The organism is Micromonospora sp. NPDC005220 (genome assembly GCF_040607895.1).
Taxonomy (GTDB): domain Bacteria; phylum Actinomycetota; class Actinomycetes; order Mycobacteriales; family Micromonosporaceae; genus Micromonospora.
In genome coordinates, this window is sequence record NZ_JBEXHP010000058.1 from 18433 (window position 1) to 37062 (window position 18630).

13 protein-coding genes and 1 pseudogene are annotated in these 18630 nt (G+C 70.4%); 4 read left to right on the top strand and 10 right to left on the bottom strand.

Annotated elements, in window-relative coordinates:
- Positions 1-56: 56 nt before the first annotated feature.
- Entirely contained in the window at positions 57-2462 is a 2406-nt protein-coding gene (gene pcrA / locus ABZU52_RS20795) for a DNA helicase PcrA (protein WP_354972644.1), read from the bottom strand.
- A 346-nt stretch (positions 2463-2808) separates the two neighbouring features.
- Here pcrA and ABZU52_RS20800 point away from each other — a divergent pair, with 346 nt between their 5' ends.
- Entirely contained in the window at positions 2809-3198 is a 390-nt protein-coding gene (locus ABZU52_RS20800; RefSeq protein ID WP_354972645.1) for a chorismate mutase, read from the top strand.
- A 138-nt stretch (positions 3199-3336) separates the two neighbouring features.
- On the opposite strand, the gene ABZU52_RS20805 is transcribed toward ABZU52_RS20800, so the two are convergent.
- The 7 genes from ABZU52_RS20805 to ABZU52_RS20835 form a co-directional block, all read right to left on the bottom strand.
- On the bottom strand, positions 3337-4350 hold the full coding sequence (locus tag ABZU52_RS20805; protein WP_354972646.1) for a dipeptide ABC transporter ATP-binding protein: 1014 nt from the start codon (positions 4348-4350) through the stop codon (positions 3337-3339).
- Positions 4343-5371, bottom strand: a complete 1029-nt coding sequence (locus ABZU52_RS20810) for an ABC transporter ATP-binding protein (protein ID WP_354972655.1) — start codon at positions 5369-5371, stop codon at positions 4343-4345. The genes ABZU52_RS20805 and ABZU52_RS20810 overlap by 8 nt, the downstream gene beginning before the upstream one ends.
- A gap of 25 nt (positions 5372-5396) precedes the next feature.
- Positions 5397-6368: an ABC transporter permease gene (locus ABZU52_RS20815; protein WP_354972647.1), complete on the bottom strand. Its 972-nt coding sequence runs from the start codon at positions 6366-6368 to the stop codon at positions 5397-5399.
- Positions 6361-7287 (bottom strand): ABC transporter permease, encoded by a 927-nt coding sequence (locus tag ABZU52_RS20820; protein ID WP_354972648.1) that lies wholly within the window; start codon positions 7285-7287, stop codon positions 6361-6363. Before ABZU52_RS20820 ends, ABZU52_RS20815 begins: the two co-directional genes overlap by 8 nt.
- Before the next feature lie 148 nt (positions 7288-7435).
- Positions 7436-9073 (bottom strand): ABC transporter substrate-binding protein, encoded by a 1638-nt coding sequence (locus tag ABZU52_RS20825; protein WP_354972649.1) that lies wholly within the window; start codon positions 9071-9073, stop codon positions 7436-7438.
- Between the two features lie 582 nt (positions 9074-9655).
- A complete protein-coding gene (locus ABZU52_RS20830) occupies positions 9656-10342 on the bottom strand; it encodes a response regulator transcription factor (RefSeq protein WP_354972656.1) in 687 nt (228 codons plus the stop codon).
- 2 nt (positions 10343-10344) lie between these two features.
- Positions 10345-11610 carry a PspC domain-containing protein gene (locus ABZU52_RS20835; RefSeq protein ID WP_354972650.1) on the bottom strand — a complete coding sequence of 422 codons (1266 nt, stop codon included), beginning with the start codon at positions 11608-11610 and terminating at the stop codon, positions 10345-10347.
- A gap of 155 nt (positions 11611-11765) precedes the next feature.
- On the opposite strand from ABZU52_RS20835, the gene ABZU52_RS20840 reads away from it, so the two are divergent.
- From ABZU52_RS20840 to ABZU52_RS20850, 3 genes and pseudogenes are all read left to right on the top strand, one after another.
- On the top strand, positions 11766-13637 hold the full coding sequence (locus tag ABZU52_RS20840) for a PspC domain-containing protein (RefSeq protein ID WP_354972651.1): 1872 nt from the start codon (positions 11766-11768) through the stop codon (positions 13635-13637).
- Positions 13634-13816: pseudogene (locus ABZU52_RS20845) on the top strand (hypothetical protein); the annotation flags it as partial. The gene ABZU52_RS20840 and the pseudogene ABZU52_RS20845, both read left to right, overlap by 4 nt.
- 679 nt (positions 13817-14495) lie before the next feature.
- Positions 14496-15749, top strand: coding sequence for a phosphatidylserine decarboxylase (locus ABZU52_RS20850; RefSeq protein WP_354972652.1), 1254 nt, complete (start codon positions 14496-14498; stop codon positions 15747-15749).
- Positions 15750-15806: 57 nt separating this feature from the next.
- On the opposite strand, the gene ABZU52_RS20855 is transcribed toward ABZU52_RS20850, so the two are convergent.
- Entirely contained in the window at positions 15807-16742 is a 936-nt protein-coding gene (locus ABZU52_RS20855) for a CDP-alcohol phosphatidyltransferase family protein (protein WP_354972653.1), read from the bottom strand.
- 345 nt (positions 16743-17087) lie between these two features.
- Positions 17088-18038 (bottom strand): NUDIX domain-containing protein, encoded by a 951-nt coding sequence (locus ABZU52_RS20860; RefSeq protein ID WP_354972654.1) that lies wholly within the window; start codon positions 18036-18038, stop codon positions 17088-17090.
- Between the last annotated feature and the right edge of the window lie 592 nt (positions 18039-18630).

An 18630-nucleotide genomic window follows, 5' to 3' on the forward strand; every position in this document is an offset into this window, starting at 1 on the left:
CAATACCGGAGGCCACTCTTTCCGTGATTAAGTGCGATTTGCGGGCGCGCGACGGGTCAGAGCTTGTCGACCGGGGCGTGCCGGAGCACCAGCCACATGGTCTGGTCGCCGAAGTCGATCTGGGCGCGGGCACCCGGGCCGTGCCCCTCGACGGCGAGCACCCGGCCCAACCCGTACCGCTGATGGTTGACCCGGTCGCCCGCGGACACCTTCGGCCCCTGCGGCAGCTCGCTGGCCGTGGTCAGCCGACTGGCGTCCACGCCGAGCCGCTGGGCCAGCTGCGCCGCCTTCGGCGTACCACCGGTGAAGGTGCCACGGCCGCCGGGCGCGCGGTCCGCACGGCCGCCGACGCCGCCGCCCCCGCCAGCCCACGAGGTGTACGACCCCTCGGTGCGCTCCCAGTGCACCAACTCGGTCGGCAGTTCCTCCAGGAAGCGCGACGGCGGGTTGTAGGACGGCTGCCCCCAGGCCGAGCGGGTCACCGCCCGGGAGAGGTAGAGCCGCTGCCGGGCGCGGGTGATGCCGACGTACGCCAGCCGGCGCTCCTCCTCCAACTCGCGGGTGTCGCCGAGCGAGCGCAGGTGCGGGAAGACGCCGTCCTCCAGCCCGGTCAGGAAGACCACCGGGAACTCCAGCCCCTTGGCGGTGTGCAGGGTCATCAGGGTGACCACGCCCTGGTGGTCGGGGTCGTCGGAGGGGATCTGGTCGGCGTCGGCGACCAACGCCACCTGCTCCAGGAAACCGGCCAGCGTGGCCCGCTCCCCCTCCTCGCCCAGCGCCTCGATCCGCTCGGTGTACTCGCGGGCGACGCTGACCAGCTCCTGGAGGTTGTCCACCCGGCCGGCGTCCTGCGGGTCGAGGCTCTCCTCCAGCTCGGTGAGGTAGCCGGAGCGGGTCAGCAGCGCCTCCAGCACCTCCTCCGGGGTGCCGGTCTCGGCCAGCTCGCGGGCGCCGTCGAGCAGCGCCACGAAGTCGGCGATGCCGTTGGCCGCCCGGCTGGAGATGCCCGGCGCCTCCCGGGCCCGGCGCAGCGCCGCACCGAACGAGATCCGGTCGCGGCTGGAAAGCGCCTCGACACACGCCTCGGCGCGGTCGCCGATCCCCCGGCGCGGGGTGTTGAGCACTCGTCGCAGGCTCACCGTGTCGTCGTCGTTGACCACCGACCGCAGGTACGCCAGAGCGTCGCGGACCTCCTTGCGCTCGTAGAAGCGCACCCCGCCGACCACCTTGTAGGGCAGGCCGACGCGGATGAACACCTCTTCGAAGACGCGGGACTGGGCGTTGGTGCGGTAGAAGACCGCGACGTCGCCGGGGCGGGTCTCGTCGGCGTCGACCAGCCGGTCGATCTCCCGGGCCACCCAGTCGGCCTCGGCGTGCTCGGTGTCGGCCACGTAGCCGACGATCTGCTCACCGGCGCCGGCCTCGCTCCACAGCCGCTTGGGTTTGCGGGAGGTGTTGCGGTCGATCACCGCGTTGGCCGCGTTGAGGATGGTCTGGGTGGAGCGGTAGTTCTGCTCCAGCAGGATCGTCCGGGCGTTGGTGAAGTCCCGTTCGAACTCCAGGATGTTGCGGATCGTCGCACCCCGGAACGCGTAGATCGACTGGTCGGCGTCGCCGACGACGCACAGCTCGGCGGGCTCCAGCCCGTCGGTACCGGAGACCAGCTCCTTGATCAGGACGTACTGGGCGTGGTTGGTGTCCTGGTACTCGTCCACCAGCACGTGCCGGAACCGCCGCCGGTAGCTCTCCGCGACGTGCGGGTGGGACTGGAGCAGGTGCACCGTGGTCATGATCAGGTCGTCGAAGTCCAGGGCGTGCGCCTCACGCAGCCGCCGCTGGTAGAGCGTGTACGCCTCCGCCAGGGCCCGCTCGTTGGGCCCGGTGGCCCGCGCCGCGAACTGCTCCGGGTCGACCAGCTCGTTCTTGAGGTTGGAGACCTGGGCGGCCAACCCACGAGCCGGGTAGCGCTTCGGGTCGAGATCCAGCTCGCGGGTCACCAACTGCATCAGCCGGCGGGAGTCGTCCGCGTCGTAGATCGAGAACGTCGACTTGAGGCCGGCGTGCTCGTGCTCGGCACGCAGGATCCGGACGCAGGCCGAGTGGAACGTCGACACCCACATCAGGCGGGCCCGGGGGCCCACCAGCGCGGCGACGCGTTCCTTCATCTCGCCGGCGGCCTTGTTGGTGAAGGTGATCGCGATGATCTCGCCGGGATGGACGTCCCGCGCGGCGAGCAGGTAGGCGATCCGGTGCGTGAGCACCCGGGTCTTGCCGGACCCGGCGCCGGCCACGATCAACAGCGGCGAGCCGGCATGGCTGACGGCGTCGCGCTGCGGCCCGTTCAGCCCGGCGAGCAGCTGCTGCGGATCGAGGCGCGCGGCGGCCGCCCCGGGTCGGTGCGGGCGGGCCGGCGCGGACTCCGGCGCAGGCGGGGACGCGGGGATGTCGAAGAGAGGATGCATCGCCCGACAAGTCTATGCCGCCGGCCGGACACTGCGCCGCTGGCGCTCAGCAGCTCGTGGCCTCTGGCGCTCAGCAGCTCGTGGCCGACGGCGCGCACCACCGGGTGCGCCCATCGACGAGAAAGGTGCCCTCCTCGACCCGGAATGCTTGCGCACCCGGCAACGACGTGGGCATACTCGAGGGCGTGATCGCTGCGCGCTACTACTTTTACTATGGCACCGGGAGTCCGGCTGCCGTAGGTCGCGCCTGATCGATTCAGACCTGCTAAAGCCCCGGGCTCCTGGAGTCCGGGGCTTTTCCGTCCCAGGTTCCGGGCACCGGGCACCACAGTGCGAGAGGTACCCGATGATGACAGACGTGATGGAGCAGAGCGGCAGCCCGATCCGACCGGGGCAGCCTGCGGCGCAGGGTGCTGAGCCGGCGGTGGCCACACCGCCGACGGGTGCGGGCGCCGAGCCGGCCGAGCAGAAGACCGGCACCGAGGAGCCGTCCGCCGCCGCGCGGATCGTGCAGATCAGAGAACGGATCGACGAGATCGACCACGCGTTGATCACGCTCTGGCAGGAGCGGGCCGCGTTGTCCCAGGAGGTCGGGGTCACCCGGATGGCGTCCGGCGGGACCCGCCTGGTGCTCTCCCGGGAACGGGAGATCCTGGAGCGGTTCCGGCTCGCACTGGGTGCCGACGGCACCCAGTTGGCCCTGCTGCTGCTCCGCGCGGGCCGCGGCCCGCTGTGAACCGCACCGGCCAGCGGTCGGGTCACCCGGCCCGCTGACGCGGGGTGGGCCACCGTGCGGCACGCGGCCGACCCGAGTCATCGACAGACGAAACCGCCTGCCGTCGTCGTGGTGACGGCGGCAGGCGGTTTCGGTGGCTCACACCTCGTGGGTGGCGACGATCTCGCGCTTCTCGGCGAAGTGGCAGGCGCTCGGGTGGTCCGAGCCCCGCCGGATCTCCAGCAACGGGACCTGCTCGGCGCAGACGTCCTGCGCCTTCCAGCAGCGGGTCCGGAACCGGCAGCCCGAGGGCGGGCTGATCGGCGACGGCACGTCACCCGTGAGCCGGATGATCGTCTTGTTGTTCCGCTGGGTCGGGTCCGGCACCGGCACCGCAGAGAGCAGCGCCTGGGTGTACGGGTGGGTCGGCCGCTCGTAGATCTCGTCCTCGGTGCCGATCTCGACGATCTTGCCGAGGTACATCACCGCGACCCGGTCCGACAGGTGGCGGACCACCGACAGGTCGTGCGCGATGAAGACGTACGAGAGCCCGAACTCGCTCTGGAGCTGCTCCAGCAGGTTCATCACCTGGGCCTGGATGGAGACGTCCAGCGCCGACACCGGCTCGTCGCAGACGATGATCTCGGGCCGCAGCGCGAGCGCACGGGCGATGCCGATGCGCTGACGCTGACCGCCGGAGAACTGGTGCGGGTACCTGTTGATGTGCTCCGGGTTGAGCCCGACCAGGTCGAGCAGCTCCCTGACCTTGGCCCGGCGGCTGCCTCTCGGCGCCACCTCCGGGTGGATCTCGAACGGCTCACCGAGCAGGTCGCCGACGGTCATCCGTGGGTTCAGCGAGGTGTACGGGTCCTGCATGACCAGCTGGATCTGCCGGCGCAGGCGTCGCAGCTCCCCACCGGACAGCTTGGAGATGTCCTGACCCTTGTACAGCACGCTGCCGGCGGTCGGCTTCTCCAGGTTCATCAGCACCCGGGCGAGGGTCGACTTGCCGCAGCCGGACTCGCCGACCACGCCGAGCGTCTCGCCGGCGCGCAGACCGAACGAGACGCCGTCGACCGCCTTGACCTGACCGACGGTCTTCTTGAACACCACACCCTGCGTGACGGGGTAGTGCTTGACCAGGTCACGGACCTCGAGGATGTTCTCAGACACGGTTCACCAGCTCCTCGGCGAAGTGGCAGGCGCTGGCCCGGGCGTGGCCCACCTGAAGCAGCGGCGGGACCTTCTCCCGGCACACCGGCTGAGCCATGGGGCAGCGCGGGTTGAACGGGCAGCCCGGCGGGATGTTCATCAGGTTCGGCGGGAGGCCCTTGATCGTCCGGAGCTGCTGCCCCTTCTCGTCCAGGCGCGGGATCGAGTCGATCAGACCCATCGTGTACGGGTGCGCCGGCTTGGCGTACAGGTCGTACACGTCCGCTTCCTCGACGATCCGGCCCGCGTACATGACCGCGATCCGGTCCGCGACGTCGGCGACCACACCGAGGTCGTGGGTGATCAGGATCATGCCCATCTGCCGCTCGCGCTGAAGCTCGGCCAGCAGGTCCATGATCTGGGCCTGCACGGTCACGTCGAGGGCGGTGGTCGGCTCGTCCGCGATCAACACCTCCGGGTCGAGCGCCAGCGACATCGCGATCATCGCGCGCTGCCGCATACCGCCGGAGAACTGGTGCGGGTAGTTGTTGAACCGGCCCTTGGCGTTCGGGATCTTGACCTGGTCGAGCATGTCGATGGCGCGCTTCTTGGCCTCCGCGCGGCCCATGCCCCGCCGGACCCGGAACTGCTCGGCGATCTGGAACCCGACGGTGAAGACGGGGTTCAGCGCGGAGAGCGCGTCCTGGAAGATCATCGCGATGCCCTCGCCGCGAATGCGGCGGCGCTCCTCGTCGGACATGCGGAGCATGTCCTTGCCGTGGAAGCGGACCTGCCCACCGGTCACGAAGCCGGGCGGCGTGTCGAGGATGCCCATGATGGTCTGCGCGGTGACGCTCTTACCGGAGCCGGACTCGCCGAGCACGGCGAGGGTCTCCCCCGCGTCGACGTGGTACGTGACCCCGTTGATGACCTTTGCGACGCCGTCCCGGGTACGGAACTCCACCCGCAGGTCATCGACCTCGAGCAGCCGGCCGGAGGGACGTCCGGACCCGCCGGATCCCGGCGCGGACTGCTCGGACACGAGAATGTCGGACACTGGATCTCCCCTAGCGGAGTTTCGGATCGAGGGCCTCGCGGACCGCCTCACCGAGCATCACGAAGCTCAGCACTGCGGTGACGAGGAACGCGGCGGGGAAGAAGACCAGCCCTGGCGCGACCCGGACGAACTGCTGCCCATCGCTGATCATGATGCCCCAGGACACCACCGGCGACTTCAGACCGACGCCCAGGAACGACAGGGTGGCCTCGGCGCCGATGAACGAACCGACCATGATCGTGCCGTAGACCAGCAGCGGGGCCAGGCAGTTCGGCAGCAGGTGCTTGAGGATGATCCGGCCGGTGCCGGCACCCAGCGCGCGGGCCGCCACGATGTAGTCGGCCTCCTTGGTGGCCAGCACCGAGGAGCGCATCAGTCGCATGACGACCGGCCAGCTCAGCACGATCAGAGACGCGGTCACCAGGCCCATGATCTGGTTCTTGCTGTTGCCGGCACCCGACCCGTTGAAGGTGGTCAGGATGACGATCGCGCCGAGCACGAACGGCAGACCGAAGAAGACGTCGGCGATCCGGCTGAGCAGCGCGTCGACCCAGCCACCGCGGTAGCCGGAGATGATGCCCATCGTTCCGCCGATGAGCAGGGTGCCCAGCACGGAGAGCACGGCGACCTGGATGGAGGCACGCGCGCCGTAGATGACCCGGGCGTAGACGTCACGGCCCTGCACGTCGTAGCCGAACCAGCCATCCGCGCCCGCCTTGTTGAGGCTGCGGGACAACGCGCCGGTCTCCGGATCGCCGCCCGGAGCGAACAGCGCCGGGAAGGCCGCCATCAGCAGGAAGATCACGATCAACGTGGCCGAGATCCAGAACAGCGGCTTGCGTCGCAGGTCCCGCCAGGCGTCACCGAGCAGACCGCGCGGCTTGTCGTTGCTCTGCGGCTGGCCCGCGGTGGCGGGGGCGGCGGAGTCGGTCGGGTGTGCGCCAGGGGTACTGACGATCGATGCGGTACTTGGGTCACTCATAACGGATCCTCGGGTCCAGGGCGGCGTAGAGCAGGTCAACCAGCAGGTTCATCACGAGATAGACCAGCACCAGGACGACCACGATTCCTACCACCGTGGCGCTTTCCTTGGTGATGATCGCCCGGAAGACCTGGCGGCCGATTCCGTTGATGCCGAAGATTCCCTCAGTGACGATCGCGCCACCCATCAGGGCACCGAGGTCGGTGCCGAGCAGGGTCACCACCGGGATGAGCGAGTTGCGCAGCAGGTGCACGCCCACCACGCGGCGCATCGGCAGGCCCTTGGCGATCGCGGTACGCACGTAGTCCGCGCGACGGTTCTCCGCGATGCTCGTTCGTGCCACCCGGGCGATGTACGCGACTGACGCGCTGCCCAGCACGAAGCCCGGCACGATCAGCTCGGACCACCGCATCTCCGAGGAGACGGTCGGCTTGATGATGCCCCACTGCACACCCAGCAGCCACTGGAGCACGAAGCCGACAACGAAGACCGGCAGCGCGATCAGGAAGAGGGTGGAGACCAGGACCAGGTTGTCCAGGAAGCCGTTACGCCGCAGACCGGTCAGCACGCCGGCGCCGAGGCCGATGACCGCCTCGATGGCGAGCGCCACGAGAGCCAGCTTCAGGGTGTTCGGGTACGAGGTCAGAATGATGTCGCTGATCTCGCGCTGCGAGAACGTCTGACCGAAGTCGCCCTGGAGCAGGTTCTTCATGTAGGTGCCGTACTGCACGAAGACGTTCTGGTCGAGGTGGTACTTCTCGGTCATGAAGGCGATGTACTGGTCCGGGCAGCGACGCTCACCGCACTTGCCGGCGAACGGATCGCCCGGAACGGCCCAGACGAGCCAGTAGATCAGGAACGTCGTACCGATGAAGACCGGCACGAGTTGGAGCAGCCGTCTCAACAGATAACGGCCCATGGGGTGGTCCTCCAGACAGGGGGCGCGTCGGACGGCCGACACGGTGGTGACAACGTGCGAGTGGAATGTTGTAACACCCAATCGCGGAACGGCCCCGGGTCGGGCTCACCGGATGTGGCGAGCCCGACCCGGGGTCAGACCGTTCGGATCAGAGCTCGACCGAGGTGATGTCGATCTCGCCGACGTTGTTCAGCTCGAGCTTCTTGATCTTCTCCGAGTGGCCGGACTGCTGGCCGTAGAAGTAGATCGGGATGCTCGGGACGTCCTGGTCGACCTTCTCGACCGCCTTGGCGAACGCCTCGTGCGAGGCCTCCAGGCTCGGAGCGCCGCTGGCCTGCTTGGCAAGGGCGTCCACATCGGTGTTGCTGTAGAGGCCGTCGTTCGAGGAGCCGTTGGTGACGAACAGCGGGTTGACCCAGTTCTCCACGTCCGGGTAGTCCTGCTGCCAGGCAGCACGGTACGGGCCGGTCATCTTGTGGGCGTTGATGTTCTGGCGGAAGACCGCGAAGGTCGGCACGCCCTCGGCCCGAGCGTTGATGTTGAGGTTGGTCTTGACCTGCTGCGCGACGGCGTCCATCCAGTCCTTGTGGGCGGAGTCCGCGTTGTAGTAGAAGACCATCTCACCGGTGAAGCCGCCGGCCTCGGCGAGCAGCGTCTTGGCCGTCGCCGGGTCGAACTTGCAGGCGGTGCAGTTGCCCGGCTTGGCGCCCGGGGTCAGCGGGTTCGCCCAGCTGTCGGCCGGCTTGCGGGTGCCGAAGAAGATCTTGTCCGAGATCTCCTGCCGGTTGATCGCCAGCGACACGGCACGACGCAGCTTCGGGTTCTGGAAGCGCTTGTCGTAGATCGGGAACGCGATGAACGCGGTCGACGGCGTGACGGTCGAGCGGCCCCGGTCACCGAGGTCGGTCTTCCACTTGTCACCGGCGAGCGCCGAGGTGGGAACGACCTCCATGAAGTCGAGGTTGTTCGCCAGCAGGTCGGCGTAGGCGGCGTTGTCGTCCTGGTACAGCTTGACGTCGACGTCCTTGACCTTCATCTTGTCGCGAAGGTTGTAGTCGTCGAAGCGCGTCAGCTTGATGAGGGCGTTGTCGTCCCACGACACGAACTTCACCGGGCCGTTGCCGATCGGCTTGCGGCCGAACACCTCGGGCTTCATGGTGAAGAAGGCGTCCGGCAGCGGCATGAAGGCGCTGTAGCCGAGCTTGGTCGGGAAGACCGCGGTCGGCGCTCCCAGGGTGACCTCGAAGGTCTGGTCGTCGATGATCTTCAGGCCGGACAGCTTGTCGGCCGTCGGCGTCGGGGCCTTCTGCGGGCCGTCCGGGCCATCCGGGTCCGAGGTGTAGGTCTTGTCGAAGCCCGCGATGTCCGCGAAGAAGGTGCCGTTCTGCGCGCCGTTCGGCGAGTAGGCGGCCCAGTTCCAGGCGTCGACGAAGTTCTTCGCCTTCACCTCGGTGCCGTCGTGGAACTTGGTACCGGCCTTGATCTTGATGGTGAAGACCTTGGAGTCCGTGGTGTTGATGGACTCCGCCAGCGCGTTGCGCGGGGCCCCACCGTCGTTCGGGTACTCGACCAGGCCGGTCCACAGCCAGTCGACGATCTTGCCGCCGCCGGTCTCCGTGGTGTTCGACGGGACCAGCGGGTTCTCCGGCTGGACGCCGTGGACAACGATCGAGCCGTCCGCGCTGGCGGCGGTTTCGTCGCCACCGCCGCTCGAGCAACCGCTCGCGACAAGCGCGGCAGCCGCGCTGAGCGCGATAGCGCTCGTCGCCCGCTTCGAGACTCTCATTCCGAGGGGCCTCCTCTTTCTGACCAGGTTCCGTCGTGGGTTTCACGCACGTTTGGGGGTGACACCGCCCGACCACCCCGGGGCGCGGGTCGCCGGGACCACAGGGAAGTTGGGGACACCCCTGATGTTCCGATCCGCCGGGCTCCCTCGCCAACGAGGCGTGACACACGCAGTCGACACAGCCACGGGCCGCCGTGATCGGCGGAATCGTGGTCGTGGGGCGCACGGAGTGCCACACACCGATGGTGAGGTGCTGCCACTGTGACACCCACTGGCAGCTTCCGTGAAGGTGCCGTTATCAAGCCGTTAGTTGCCTGCCACGTTGCCGATACTTGAAAAATGATCATAAAACGGTCGACACGGGCGGCACTGAGCAGGAAATACGTTGCGCCACCCCGACCAGCCAGGCTCGCCCCGTGCGCAGCCCCCGGGGCGCCGCGACCCGGTGGGACCTACGTCACCGTTCACGTTTCGACCCATCCGGATGAGGCCGCCCAGGGCTACCCGGGCAGGATCACCGGCTGGGTGTACGAGGGCGCGCCGGACGTTTCTCTGATCCTCGCCGGCGCCGACCCACCGCCGTCACACCAGGCGGCGATCCGCAGCCCAACGGGAGAGCTCGTAGCGGTTGGACATCTGGAGCTTGCGCAGCACGTTCGACACGTGCGTCTCCACCGTCTTGATGGAGATGAACAGCTCCTTGGCGATCTCCTTGTACGCGTACCCCCGGGCGAGCAGCCGCAGCACCTCCCGCTCACGGTTGGTGAGCTGGTCCAGCTCCGGGTCGGCCACCGGCGCGTCCGGTCGGGCCGCGAAGGCGTCCAGCACGAAACCGGCCAGCCGTGGGCTGAACACCGCGTCCCCGTCGGCCACCCGACGGATGGCGGCAGCCAACTCGTCCGGCGAGATGGTCTTGGTGACGTATCCCCGGGCACCGGCACGGATCAGCCCGATCACGTCCTCCGCCGCGTCGGAGACGCTCAACGCGAGGAACTTGACCTGCGGGTGCGTACGCCGCATCGCCTCCAGCACGGCGCGACCGCCGCCGTCGGGCATGTGCACGTCGAGCAGCACCACGTCCGGGGCGACGGCGGCGATCCGGGTGACCGCCTCGGCCACCGTGCTCGCCTCGCCCACCACCTCGACGTGGGCGCCCAACTCCGCGCGCACCCCGGCTCGGAACATGGCGTGGTCGTCCACCAGGAACACCCGCAGCCGCTCGGGGCGGGCGTCCGCCGGGTCGAGGTGCGCGGTCGACTGCTCGGCCATGGTCATCTGTTCCTCTCCGCTGCGGACGAGTCCCGGGAGATCGGCAGGATCAACCGGACCTCGGTCCCCTCCCCCGGGCCGGACCGTATTTCGGCCCGTCCGCCGTGCCGCTTCATCCGCCCGATGATCGAGCCGCGTACGCCGTGCCGGTGGTCCTCCACGGTATCCGGATCGAAGCCCTTCCCCCGGTCCCGGACGAAGACGCTGACCTGATCCGGTTCCACCTCGGCGTAGAGCGACACGGTCTGCACACCAGCGTGCCGGGCCGCGTTCACCAACGCCTCCCGCGCGGCCGCGACCAGCGCACCGACCTTCTCGTCGGTCTCCCGGTCCCCCACCACCACCGTCTCCACGCTGATCGCGAAGGTGTCCTCGACCTCCGCCGCGGCCTGCTCCAGAGCGGCGGCGAAGCGCTCGTTCGGCGACGCGGTCGGCTTGTAGAGCCAGTTGCGCAGGGAACGCTCCTGCCCTCGGGCCAGCCGCTGCACCGTCTTGACGTCACCGGCGTTGCGCTGGATCAAGGCCAACGTGTGCAGCACCTGGTCATGCACCATCGCGGCCAACTCGGCCCGCTCCTGCTCGCGGATGCGCCCCTCACGCTCCGAGCGGAGCTGGCTGTACGTCCGCCAGAGCACCGGCGCGGCGACCACGCCGACACCCGCCAGCCCGACCAGCGCGAAGATCACGCCGTTGATCACCGCGTCGAAGTTCTGCGTCGGCGAGTAGACGGCCGCGACACCGATGATGCCGACCGCGACCAGCACTCCCCCGCCGATGAACCGGAGCACGAAGGCCCGCCGGTCGCTCTCCTCGACGACCGCGCCGAGCCAGGGCACCGGCATCGCGTCGCCCCACTGCCGGCGCCGCTCGGGCGCGGACTGGTGCCAGATGACCCCGGCGCCGACCGCGATGATCGCCACCAGCCAACCGGCGGTGCCCGCCGCGCCGACCGAGTCGAAGACCATCACCTGGATCAACAGGACACCGAGCCCGATCCCCACGAACGGCAGGAGTTGAGCGACGTCCCGCCGGGGCGGCACCGCGGTGTCGCCGGGACGCAGCGGCACCACCGCCCAGAAGGCCGCGTAGAGCAGCAGGCCGAGCCCGCTCAGCCCGAGCAGAACCATGAACGCGACGCGCACCCGCAGCACCGAGATGCCGAGATGGTCGGCGATGCCGGCGGCGACGCCGGCGGCCATCCGGTGCTCCGGGGCGCGGTAGAGGCGCGGAGGCGAGGTCACGGTGCTGATCGGAGGCTCCCTGGTCACGGTGGCAGACAGGTCGAGGTCGGTGACTCGATCGTCACACGCTGCGGCGTCGGTGACCACGGGGACGCCCCCGACATTCCGGCCGCCGGATCTCAGGGTGGGGTCAGGGTCGGGTCCTGAGGTCGTTCGGGTGGACCGGGCAGCAGGATCGAAGCATGACCGAGGAAGCTGCCCCGCCGCCCCGACCGGGGTCGGCACAGCCGGGCGGTTCAGCACCGCCCCCGCCCGCCACCACGCCCACCGAATGGACCGAGCCCAGCACGTTCGGTCCGCACGCCGGCACCAGCGCGACCGCCGACCCCACACCCGACGGTCCGGCCGACGGCTACGGGCCGCCCGCGGCGGGCTACGGCCCAGGCCCGGCGTTCGCGGCGGGCACCGGCCCCGCCACGGGGTTCGCGGCGGGCTACGGCCCAGGACCGGGGTTCGCGGCGGGCACCGACTACGGCCCAGGCGGCACGCCACCCGGGCCGGGTGGTCCCGGCCCGTCCGCGCCGCCACCGCCGCTGGGCGGCACCGGCTTCACCTCGCGGTACGGGCTGGTCCGACCGCGCGAGGGAAGGTATCTGGCCGGCGTCTGCGCGGCGATCGGGCGCGCCACCAACACCGACCCGGTGCTCTGGCGGGTGCTGCTCGCGGTGCTCGGGTTCTTCGGAGGCATCGGCATCCTGGTGTACGTCGCCGCCTGGCTGACCATCCCGAACGAGGGCGACACCGCGTCCCCCGTCGAGTCCATGCTCGGACGCGGTCGCTCCAGCATGTCGCCGGTGACGGTGATCGTCCTGGGCATCCTGGTCGCGGCCAGCTTCGCGTACATCGTCACCGACGCCTTCCGCGCGGTGCTTCTCGGCGCGGCCATCCTGGTCGCCGGTGCGCTCCTGCTCAACCGGGACGGCCGCAATCCACGGCCCGGCACCCCGGGCGGCCCGCCGCCTGCCGCACCGGCCGGCAACCCGGCCGGCCCGGTCGTCCCGCCGGTGGCCTGGCCCGCACCGTCGTACCGCGCGGCGCCGTCCACCGGCCCAGCGGTGACGCCGCCGATGTTCAGCACCGGTCCGGGGTACGCCACCGCGACGACGGGTACGACGCCCACCGCCACCATCCCGGCGTACGACACGCCACCGACCAGCGGTCCGCTGCCGTCCACCGCGACGCAGCCGGTGTCCGGGGTGGGCCCGACGTCCGGGCAACCGGCCGGCACGACGGCTACCCAGCCCGGCTGGCCGAGCACCGCCATGCCCAGCTCCGGCTGGCCGTCGGCACCGGTCAGCAGCACACCTGCTGCCCCGGCCGGATACCCGACCGCCCCGCCGCCCTCCGGCTACCGCCCCCCGTTCGCGCCGCACGGCCCGTACGCTTCGCCGACCCCGCCCGCGCCGCCTCCGCCCAAGCCACCGAAGCCGCCGAAGCGCCCCAAGGAGCGGTCGCCGCTCGGCGCGGTGACCTTCTCGCTGATCTTCCTCGTCCTCGGCGTCGTCGCCCTGCTCGATCTGCTGGACGTCTTCGCCATCAGCGCCTCGGCGTACTTCGCGGCCGCGTTGGCCACGATCGCACTGGGGCTGCTGGTCGGCACCTGGTTCGGGCGGGCGCGCTGGCTCATCGCGCTCGGCCTGGTGACCGCGGCGGCGCTGGGCACGGCGACGGTCGCCGAGTCCTACGACCGGATCCGGGGGGTCGACGGTGCGGTGACCTGGGCACCCCCCGACTACCGCGACCTCGCCGACCGGTACGAGAGCAGCTTCGGTGACGCCGTGCTCGACCTGCGCGGGATCGACTTCGCGAATCGGGACAGCCAGGTGACCGTTGCGATCAACTTCGGGCAGGCGAAAGTGGTCGTGCCGCCGAACGTGGACGTCACCACAGTGGCCGACGTCAACGCGGGTGACGCCACCATCTTCGGCAACCGCTCGGGAGGGCTGGACGGCCGCCTGCGGGAATCCACCGACCTCGGCGCGGACGGGCCCGGCGGCGGGACCCTGCGCCTCTACATACATGTCAATGCCGGCAACCTGGAGGTGACCCGGTGAAGGCTCACCGCACGGATCTGGTGTCGTTCGCCTTCGGGCTCGTGTTCCTGGCGCTGTCCGCCTGGTGGCTGCTCGCCCAGCTGCTCGGGCTGGCGCTGCCGCCGGTCGGCTGGTTCCTGGCCGGCGCGCTCATCCTGATCGGGGTGTTCGGGCTGGTCGGCGCGCTGCGCTCGAGTCGCCCCAACCCGCCGGAGCCGACCGTCGAGGCCGGTGCCGCCGAGGCGATCGCGCCCGTCTCCGGTACGTCCGTCTCCGGCGCGCCCATCTCCGGTGCGTCCGCGCCGGTCTCCGGTGCCGCCACGTCGACCTCCGGCGCGGCCCTCCCGGTCTGGGAATCCGAACGGTCCAGCTGGGACACTCCCGCCCCGGACCCGACGCTCTCCTGGGACCGGACGCTCTCCTCGGATCCCACGCTCAGCTCGGACCGGGCGCTCTCCTCGGACCGGACGCTGGCGACGTCGACCAGCGGAGTGCCGGCGGAGGACGCGCCGACCACCGACGTGATCCACCCGGCCTGGCTGGCACATCCGCCGTCGGAGGCGACGTCCGAGGGAGACGAGCCGACCCGGGCCAACCAATCGGTCGAGGCCGCTGGCGACCACGCAGGCAGGGCCTTCGATGAGCAGCGGAACGACGCCGCCGGCGACCAGCCGGGCGACGAGCGGGAGAGTCCCCGCCGAGAGGCCTGACCGTGGGCACCTGGCCGCGTCGGTCCACCGCATCCCCACGGCGGTGCGGCCGGCGCGGACGGGCGCATATGCTGGCCGGTGGAGATCTCGCCTCCGCCGGCCGGCCCGTCCCGCCCATGGCGGTCCCGCCGCGATTACCGTCTCTACCCCCGTCAGGAGCCCGCCCGACATGACCCAGTCCCCCGCCGTGCGTACCACCGGCCGGTCCGGTCCGGTCCGCATCGGCGAGCGAGCCGCCCGTACCCTCGTCGCCGAGCTGGCCCGGATCAACGACGCCAAGGCCGCCCTGCTGGTCGGGGTGAACCCGGACTCCGCGGTGCTGGCCGCGGCGGTCGAGGCGCTGCTCCCCGGTGATCGGCTCACCGTGGTGCCCGCTGACCCGTTCGGCGCTGCGGCGCTGCGCGAGCACGTCACCGCCCAGGGCCGCTGGGTCGCCGACCGGGTGAACGTCGTCGACTCGCTGGCCGAAGCCGAGGCCGCCGGGGTCGTCATCGCCGGTGAGGTGTTCGCCGGTACCGCCGAGGCGACCCGCAGCGGCATCGAGGGGTTGGCCAAGTACCTGACCGACGGGGCGGTGCTGAGCGTCGCGACCGTCGCCACGCCCGGTCGGACCGAAGGCGCCGCCGCCGAGCTGGCCCGACAGGACGCCCTCTACGGCGTCGGCGCCGACCTGGTGCTGCGCAACTCGCCGCCCGTGCGGGTCTACCGACTGCGTTTCACCCCGGCCAGCCCGGCCACGGCCGACAGCCTGGCCCCCGCGTACCGGCCGTCGAGTGTGCCGCTGACCCGGGGCATGCACATCGACTCCAACGGCGTGGCGGCCGCGGGCATCGCGCTGGGCCTCGCGGCACTGGCCCGAGCGGCGCGCCCGTCGTCCAAGCTGTGGCTGCTGCCGGCACTGGCCGCCGGGCCGGTCGCCGCGTTCTTCCGGGATCCCGAGCGGGACGTGCCGGAGGACCCGAGCGCCGTGGTCGCCAGCGCGGACGGAAAGGTCCTGTCGGTGCAGCGGCTGCACGACGAGCGCTTCGGCGACGGCGAGTGGCTGCGGATCGCGGTGTTCCTGTCGGTGCTGGACGTGCACGTCAACCGCGCCCCGGTCGCCGGCAAGGTGGTTGACTACTTCGTCGCCGACGGCGGCTTCGTCAACGCGATGAAGCCGGACGCCGAGCACAACGTCGCCGCGTACACCGTGCTGGACACCGCCCGCGGCACGGTGGTGGTCGCGCAGCGCACCGGGCTGATCGCCCGCCGGATCGTGCAGCGCGCGCCGATCGGCGCACTGCTGGCCAGGGGCGAGCGTTTCGGGCTGATCCGGTTCGGCTCGCGGACCGACGTCTACCTGCCCGCCGAGGCTACGGACCCGCTGGTCGGGCCGGGCGACAAGGTGGTCGGCGGGTCCACGGTCATCGCCCGCTGGCGCTGACCCGCGAACGACGAACGGGGCGCCGCTGTCCGCGGCGCCCCGTTCTGTGTGCTCAGATCAGACGGTACGACGCTGCCGCAGCCAGAGAACCGGCCCGCTGACCAGGTAGCCCACCACGATCAGGGCGAACGTGAGCCGGATGTCGACCAGGGCGCCGATCACCGGGGCCAACCAGAGCCACGGCGGCAGCTTCACCAGCCGGGCGAGCTTGGCGTACGGGAAGCTGGAGACCATCGCGAAGGCCAGCAGCGCCACCCCAGCGACCAGCACGGCACCGGGCACCGGCAGGCCGATCGCCACGGTCACGGCGAGCACCGCGGCCGCCATGGTGGTGGGTACACCGCAGAAGAACCGGCCGTCCTTCGGCGAGACGTTGAAACGGGCCAGTCGGATCGCAGCGCACGCCGCGACCAGCGCGCACGCCACCGCCGCCGCGGCCGTGGAGACGGAGCCGGCGAGCGAGGCGTAGACCACGACCGGCGCGGCGAGACCGAACGAGCACATGTCGGCCAGTGAGTCCATCTGCGCGCCGAACGGGCTGGCCACACCGAGCCGTCGGGCCAGCGCGCCGTCCAGGCCGTCGAAGCCGACGCAGGCGATCAGGCAGAACGCGGCCATGCGCACCTCGCCCTGCATGGCCAGGAAGATGGCCAGCATGCCGAGCATCAGGCTGGCCAGCGTGCAGGCGTTGACCAGGCCAAACTTCAACCGGCGCGCCATGGTGCGCTCGCCGGGGAGCAGCGGGATCGGCCGAATCTCGTCGGCCTGCGCCATCGGCGGCATCGCCGGGCTGACCGGCATGACGGCCTCGATGTCCGCCCGGTCCAGGCCCAGTGTCGGGTCCACGCCCAGTGTCGGCCGGCTGAGCCGGTCCAGTCCGTAGCGACGGCGCTGCCGGTCGGCGTACCGGTGCTCGGTCGGGTGCAGGTCGCCGTCGCGGCGACCGACCCGGACCAACAGCACCTGGCGGGCGAACGTGCTGCTGCGGCGCAACCGGCCCGCCCAGCGACGCCCTGCGGGGCGCGGACTGTCAGTAGTACGACGCCGGCGCCATGGGGCTCTCGGCACGTTTCCTCCATCACCGGATCTGCGGGCCGCCAAGTGGCGGGTGTCCGGCTGTCTCGTGCCGGACCTTGCATGGCCCGGCAGCCGTTTTGCGGAGTACACCATCGCATAGGGGAACATGGCTTGGCGATAGCTGCCGGCGGTACTTATATCTGGCTTAAACCGCTCGAACCGCTCGCTTGTTCCCATCCCGGGCCTCATCGCCCGTTTCCTCCACCATTCCCGCCTTTGACTGTACCGGAGGGTCACCATCTCGGCTCACTGAGCGGGGTGCTATCGGCCACTCTGTCCGATTGCTTCGACAGCGATGTCGCTCAACGGCAGGTCAACCGCCTCGGCCCGGGTGAACCACCCCGCCCGCGCCGTCGACCCGCCGGCGGACTCGGTGACCACTGCATCAGTAGGTACGTCCACCAGCACCCGATAGATCACCCGTACGCCATGCCAGTCCAGCGGCCGACCTTCCGGGCCCAGTGCGGCGGGATTGTGCAGGTTGTTGACGCCGACGAGCTCCACCACTCGGCCCACCTGCCCGCCCTCCTCGACCAACTCCCGCAGCAACCCGGTGGCCGGCTGCTCACCGTGATCCGTGCCACCGCCGGGCAGATGCCACAGGCCGGCCCCCGGATAGCCCTCCGCGATCTGCGTGAGCAGGATCCGCCCAGCAGGGTCGGTGACCAGCCCGTACGCCCCGAAGCGCAGCCGGCGGTCGGGGTGCGGCGGCGGGAACGGGTCCCGCATCCGGTGCGTCCCGGGCGGCAGTGGGGTGACCGGCAGGCCGAGCGCCTCGGCGGTGAACGGAGTCAGCGGCAACTGCGCCACCTCCGCCAGCGAAAGCCAGCGAGATTGATCAACCAGACCAGCCCCGGCCTCAAGCCGCACGCCTTGGGGTCCCACGCCTTCGGGCCGGACGCCCTCGGACAGAGCGCCGTGGGGCGTGCTGAGCTCGAACAACAGTCGGTCGGTGTGCAGCGAGACCTTGCCCTCCGGAGAAGTGGCCACATCGGCGACCACCGCGAACAGTCGAGTCACCGTTACCGTCAGCCCGACCTGTTCGGCGACCTCGCGGACCACTGCGCGCTCCGGATCCTCGGCATGCCCGACGGCGCCGCCCGGCAACCGCCAGAGCCCCGGAAACTCGCCCTCTACCCCGTCCCGAACCACCAGGATCCGGCCCGAGTCCCGCAACAGCCCATAGGTCCCGACTCGCCGCGCCAATTGCACCTTTGCTCGCCCCCCGTTTCGCACCCCACACCGTTGATCATGAAGTTATCGCCATCCATCTCGCACCCCGACAATAACTTCATGATCAACGCGAGGCGGCGCATGGGAACGCACGGAGCTGGCGAGCCGGTGCCACTCTGGCCCACACTCCCGACCACCGACCATGACCGTTTCGACCCGACAAGGCCGTTCTCACACCCTTCTTGGTCGTGCCCGCTGCGCTCCATTGGCCGTCACTGTGGAGTCCGTTTGCGCCGCGGCGGTCGAGACGAAGCGTGATCAACTCGGGTTCACGGAAGGCGCGGTATCCCGACGCCCGGGATACCGCGCCTTCAAGGAATCCGAGTGGATCAAGAAGGGGAGCCCTGAGCGCCGCCGAGGATTGCCCGCTCGGGAGACCGCAGATGCCCTCCGCGAGGGCGCCCAATCTCAAGATCGTGCAATATCCAGGATGTAGTGGCATCGGCCCGTCGATGAGGCCACTACATCCTGGTTCGAGCACGATCTTGGCGCGGAGCCCGGGGCGCGAAGCGCGGGGCGCGAAGCGCGGGGCGCGAAGCGCGGGGCGCGAAGCGCGGAGCCCGAAGCGCGG

Excerpts from the sequence above, each read along its gene's own strand:
- pcrA (WP_354972644.1), bottom strand. The coding sequence starts at position 2,462 with ATGCATCCTCTCTTCGACATCCCCGCGTCCCCGCCTGCGCCGGAGTCC.
- ABZU52_RS20800 (WP_354972645.1), top strand. The coding sequence starts at position 2,809 with ATGATGACAGACGTGATGGAGCAGAGCGGCAGCCCGATCCGACCGGGG.
- ABZU52_RS20815 (WP_354972647.1), bottom strand. The coding sequence starts at position 6,368 with ATGAGTGACCCAAGTACCGCATCGATCGTCAGTACCCCTGGCGCACAC.
- ABZU52_RS20820 (WP_354972648.1), bottom strand. The coding sequence starts at position 7,287 with ATGGGCCGTTATCTGTTGAGACGGCTGCTCCAACTCGTGCCGGTCTTC.
- ABZU52_RS20825 (WP_354972649.1), bottom strand. The coding sequence starts at position 9,073 with ATGAGAGTCTCGAAGCGGGCGACGAGCGCTATCGCGCTCAGCGCGGCT.
- ABZU52_RS20830 (WP_354972656.1), bottom strand. The coding sequence starts at position 10,342 with ATGGCCGAGCAGTCGACCGCGCACCTCGACCCGGCGGACGCCCGCCCC.
- ABZU52_RS20840 (WP_354972651.1), top strand. The coding sequence starts at position 11,766 with ATGACCGAGGAAGCTGCCCCGCCGCCCCGACCGGGGTCGGCACAGCCG.
- ABZU52_RS20850 (WP_354972652.1), top strand. The coding sequence starts at position 14,496 with ATGACCCAGTCCCCCGCCGTGCGTACCACCGGCCGGTCCGGTCCGGTC.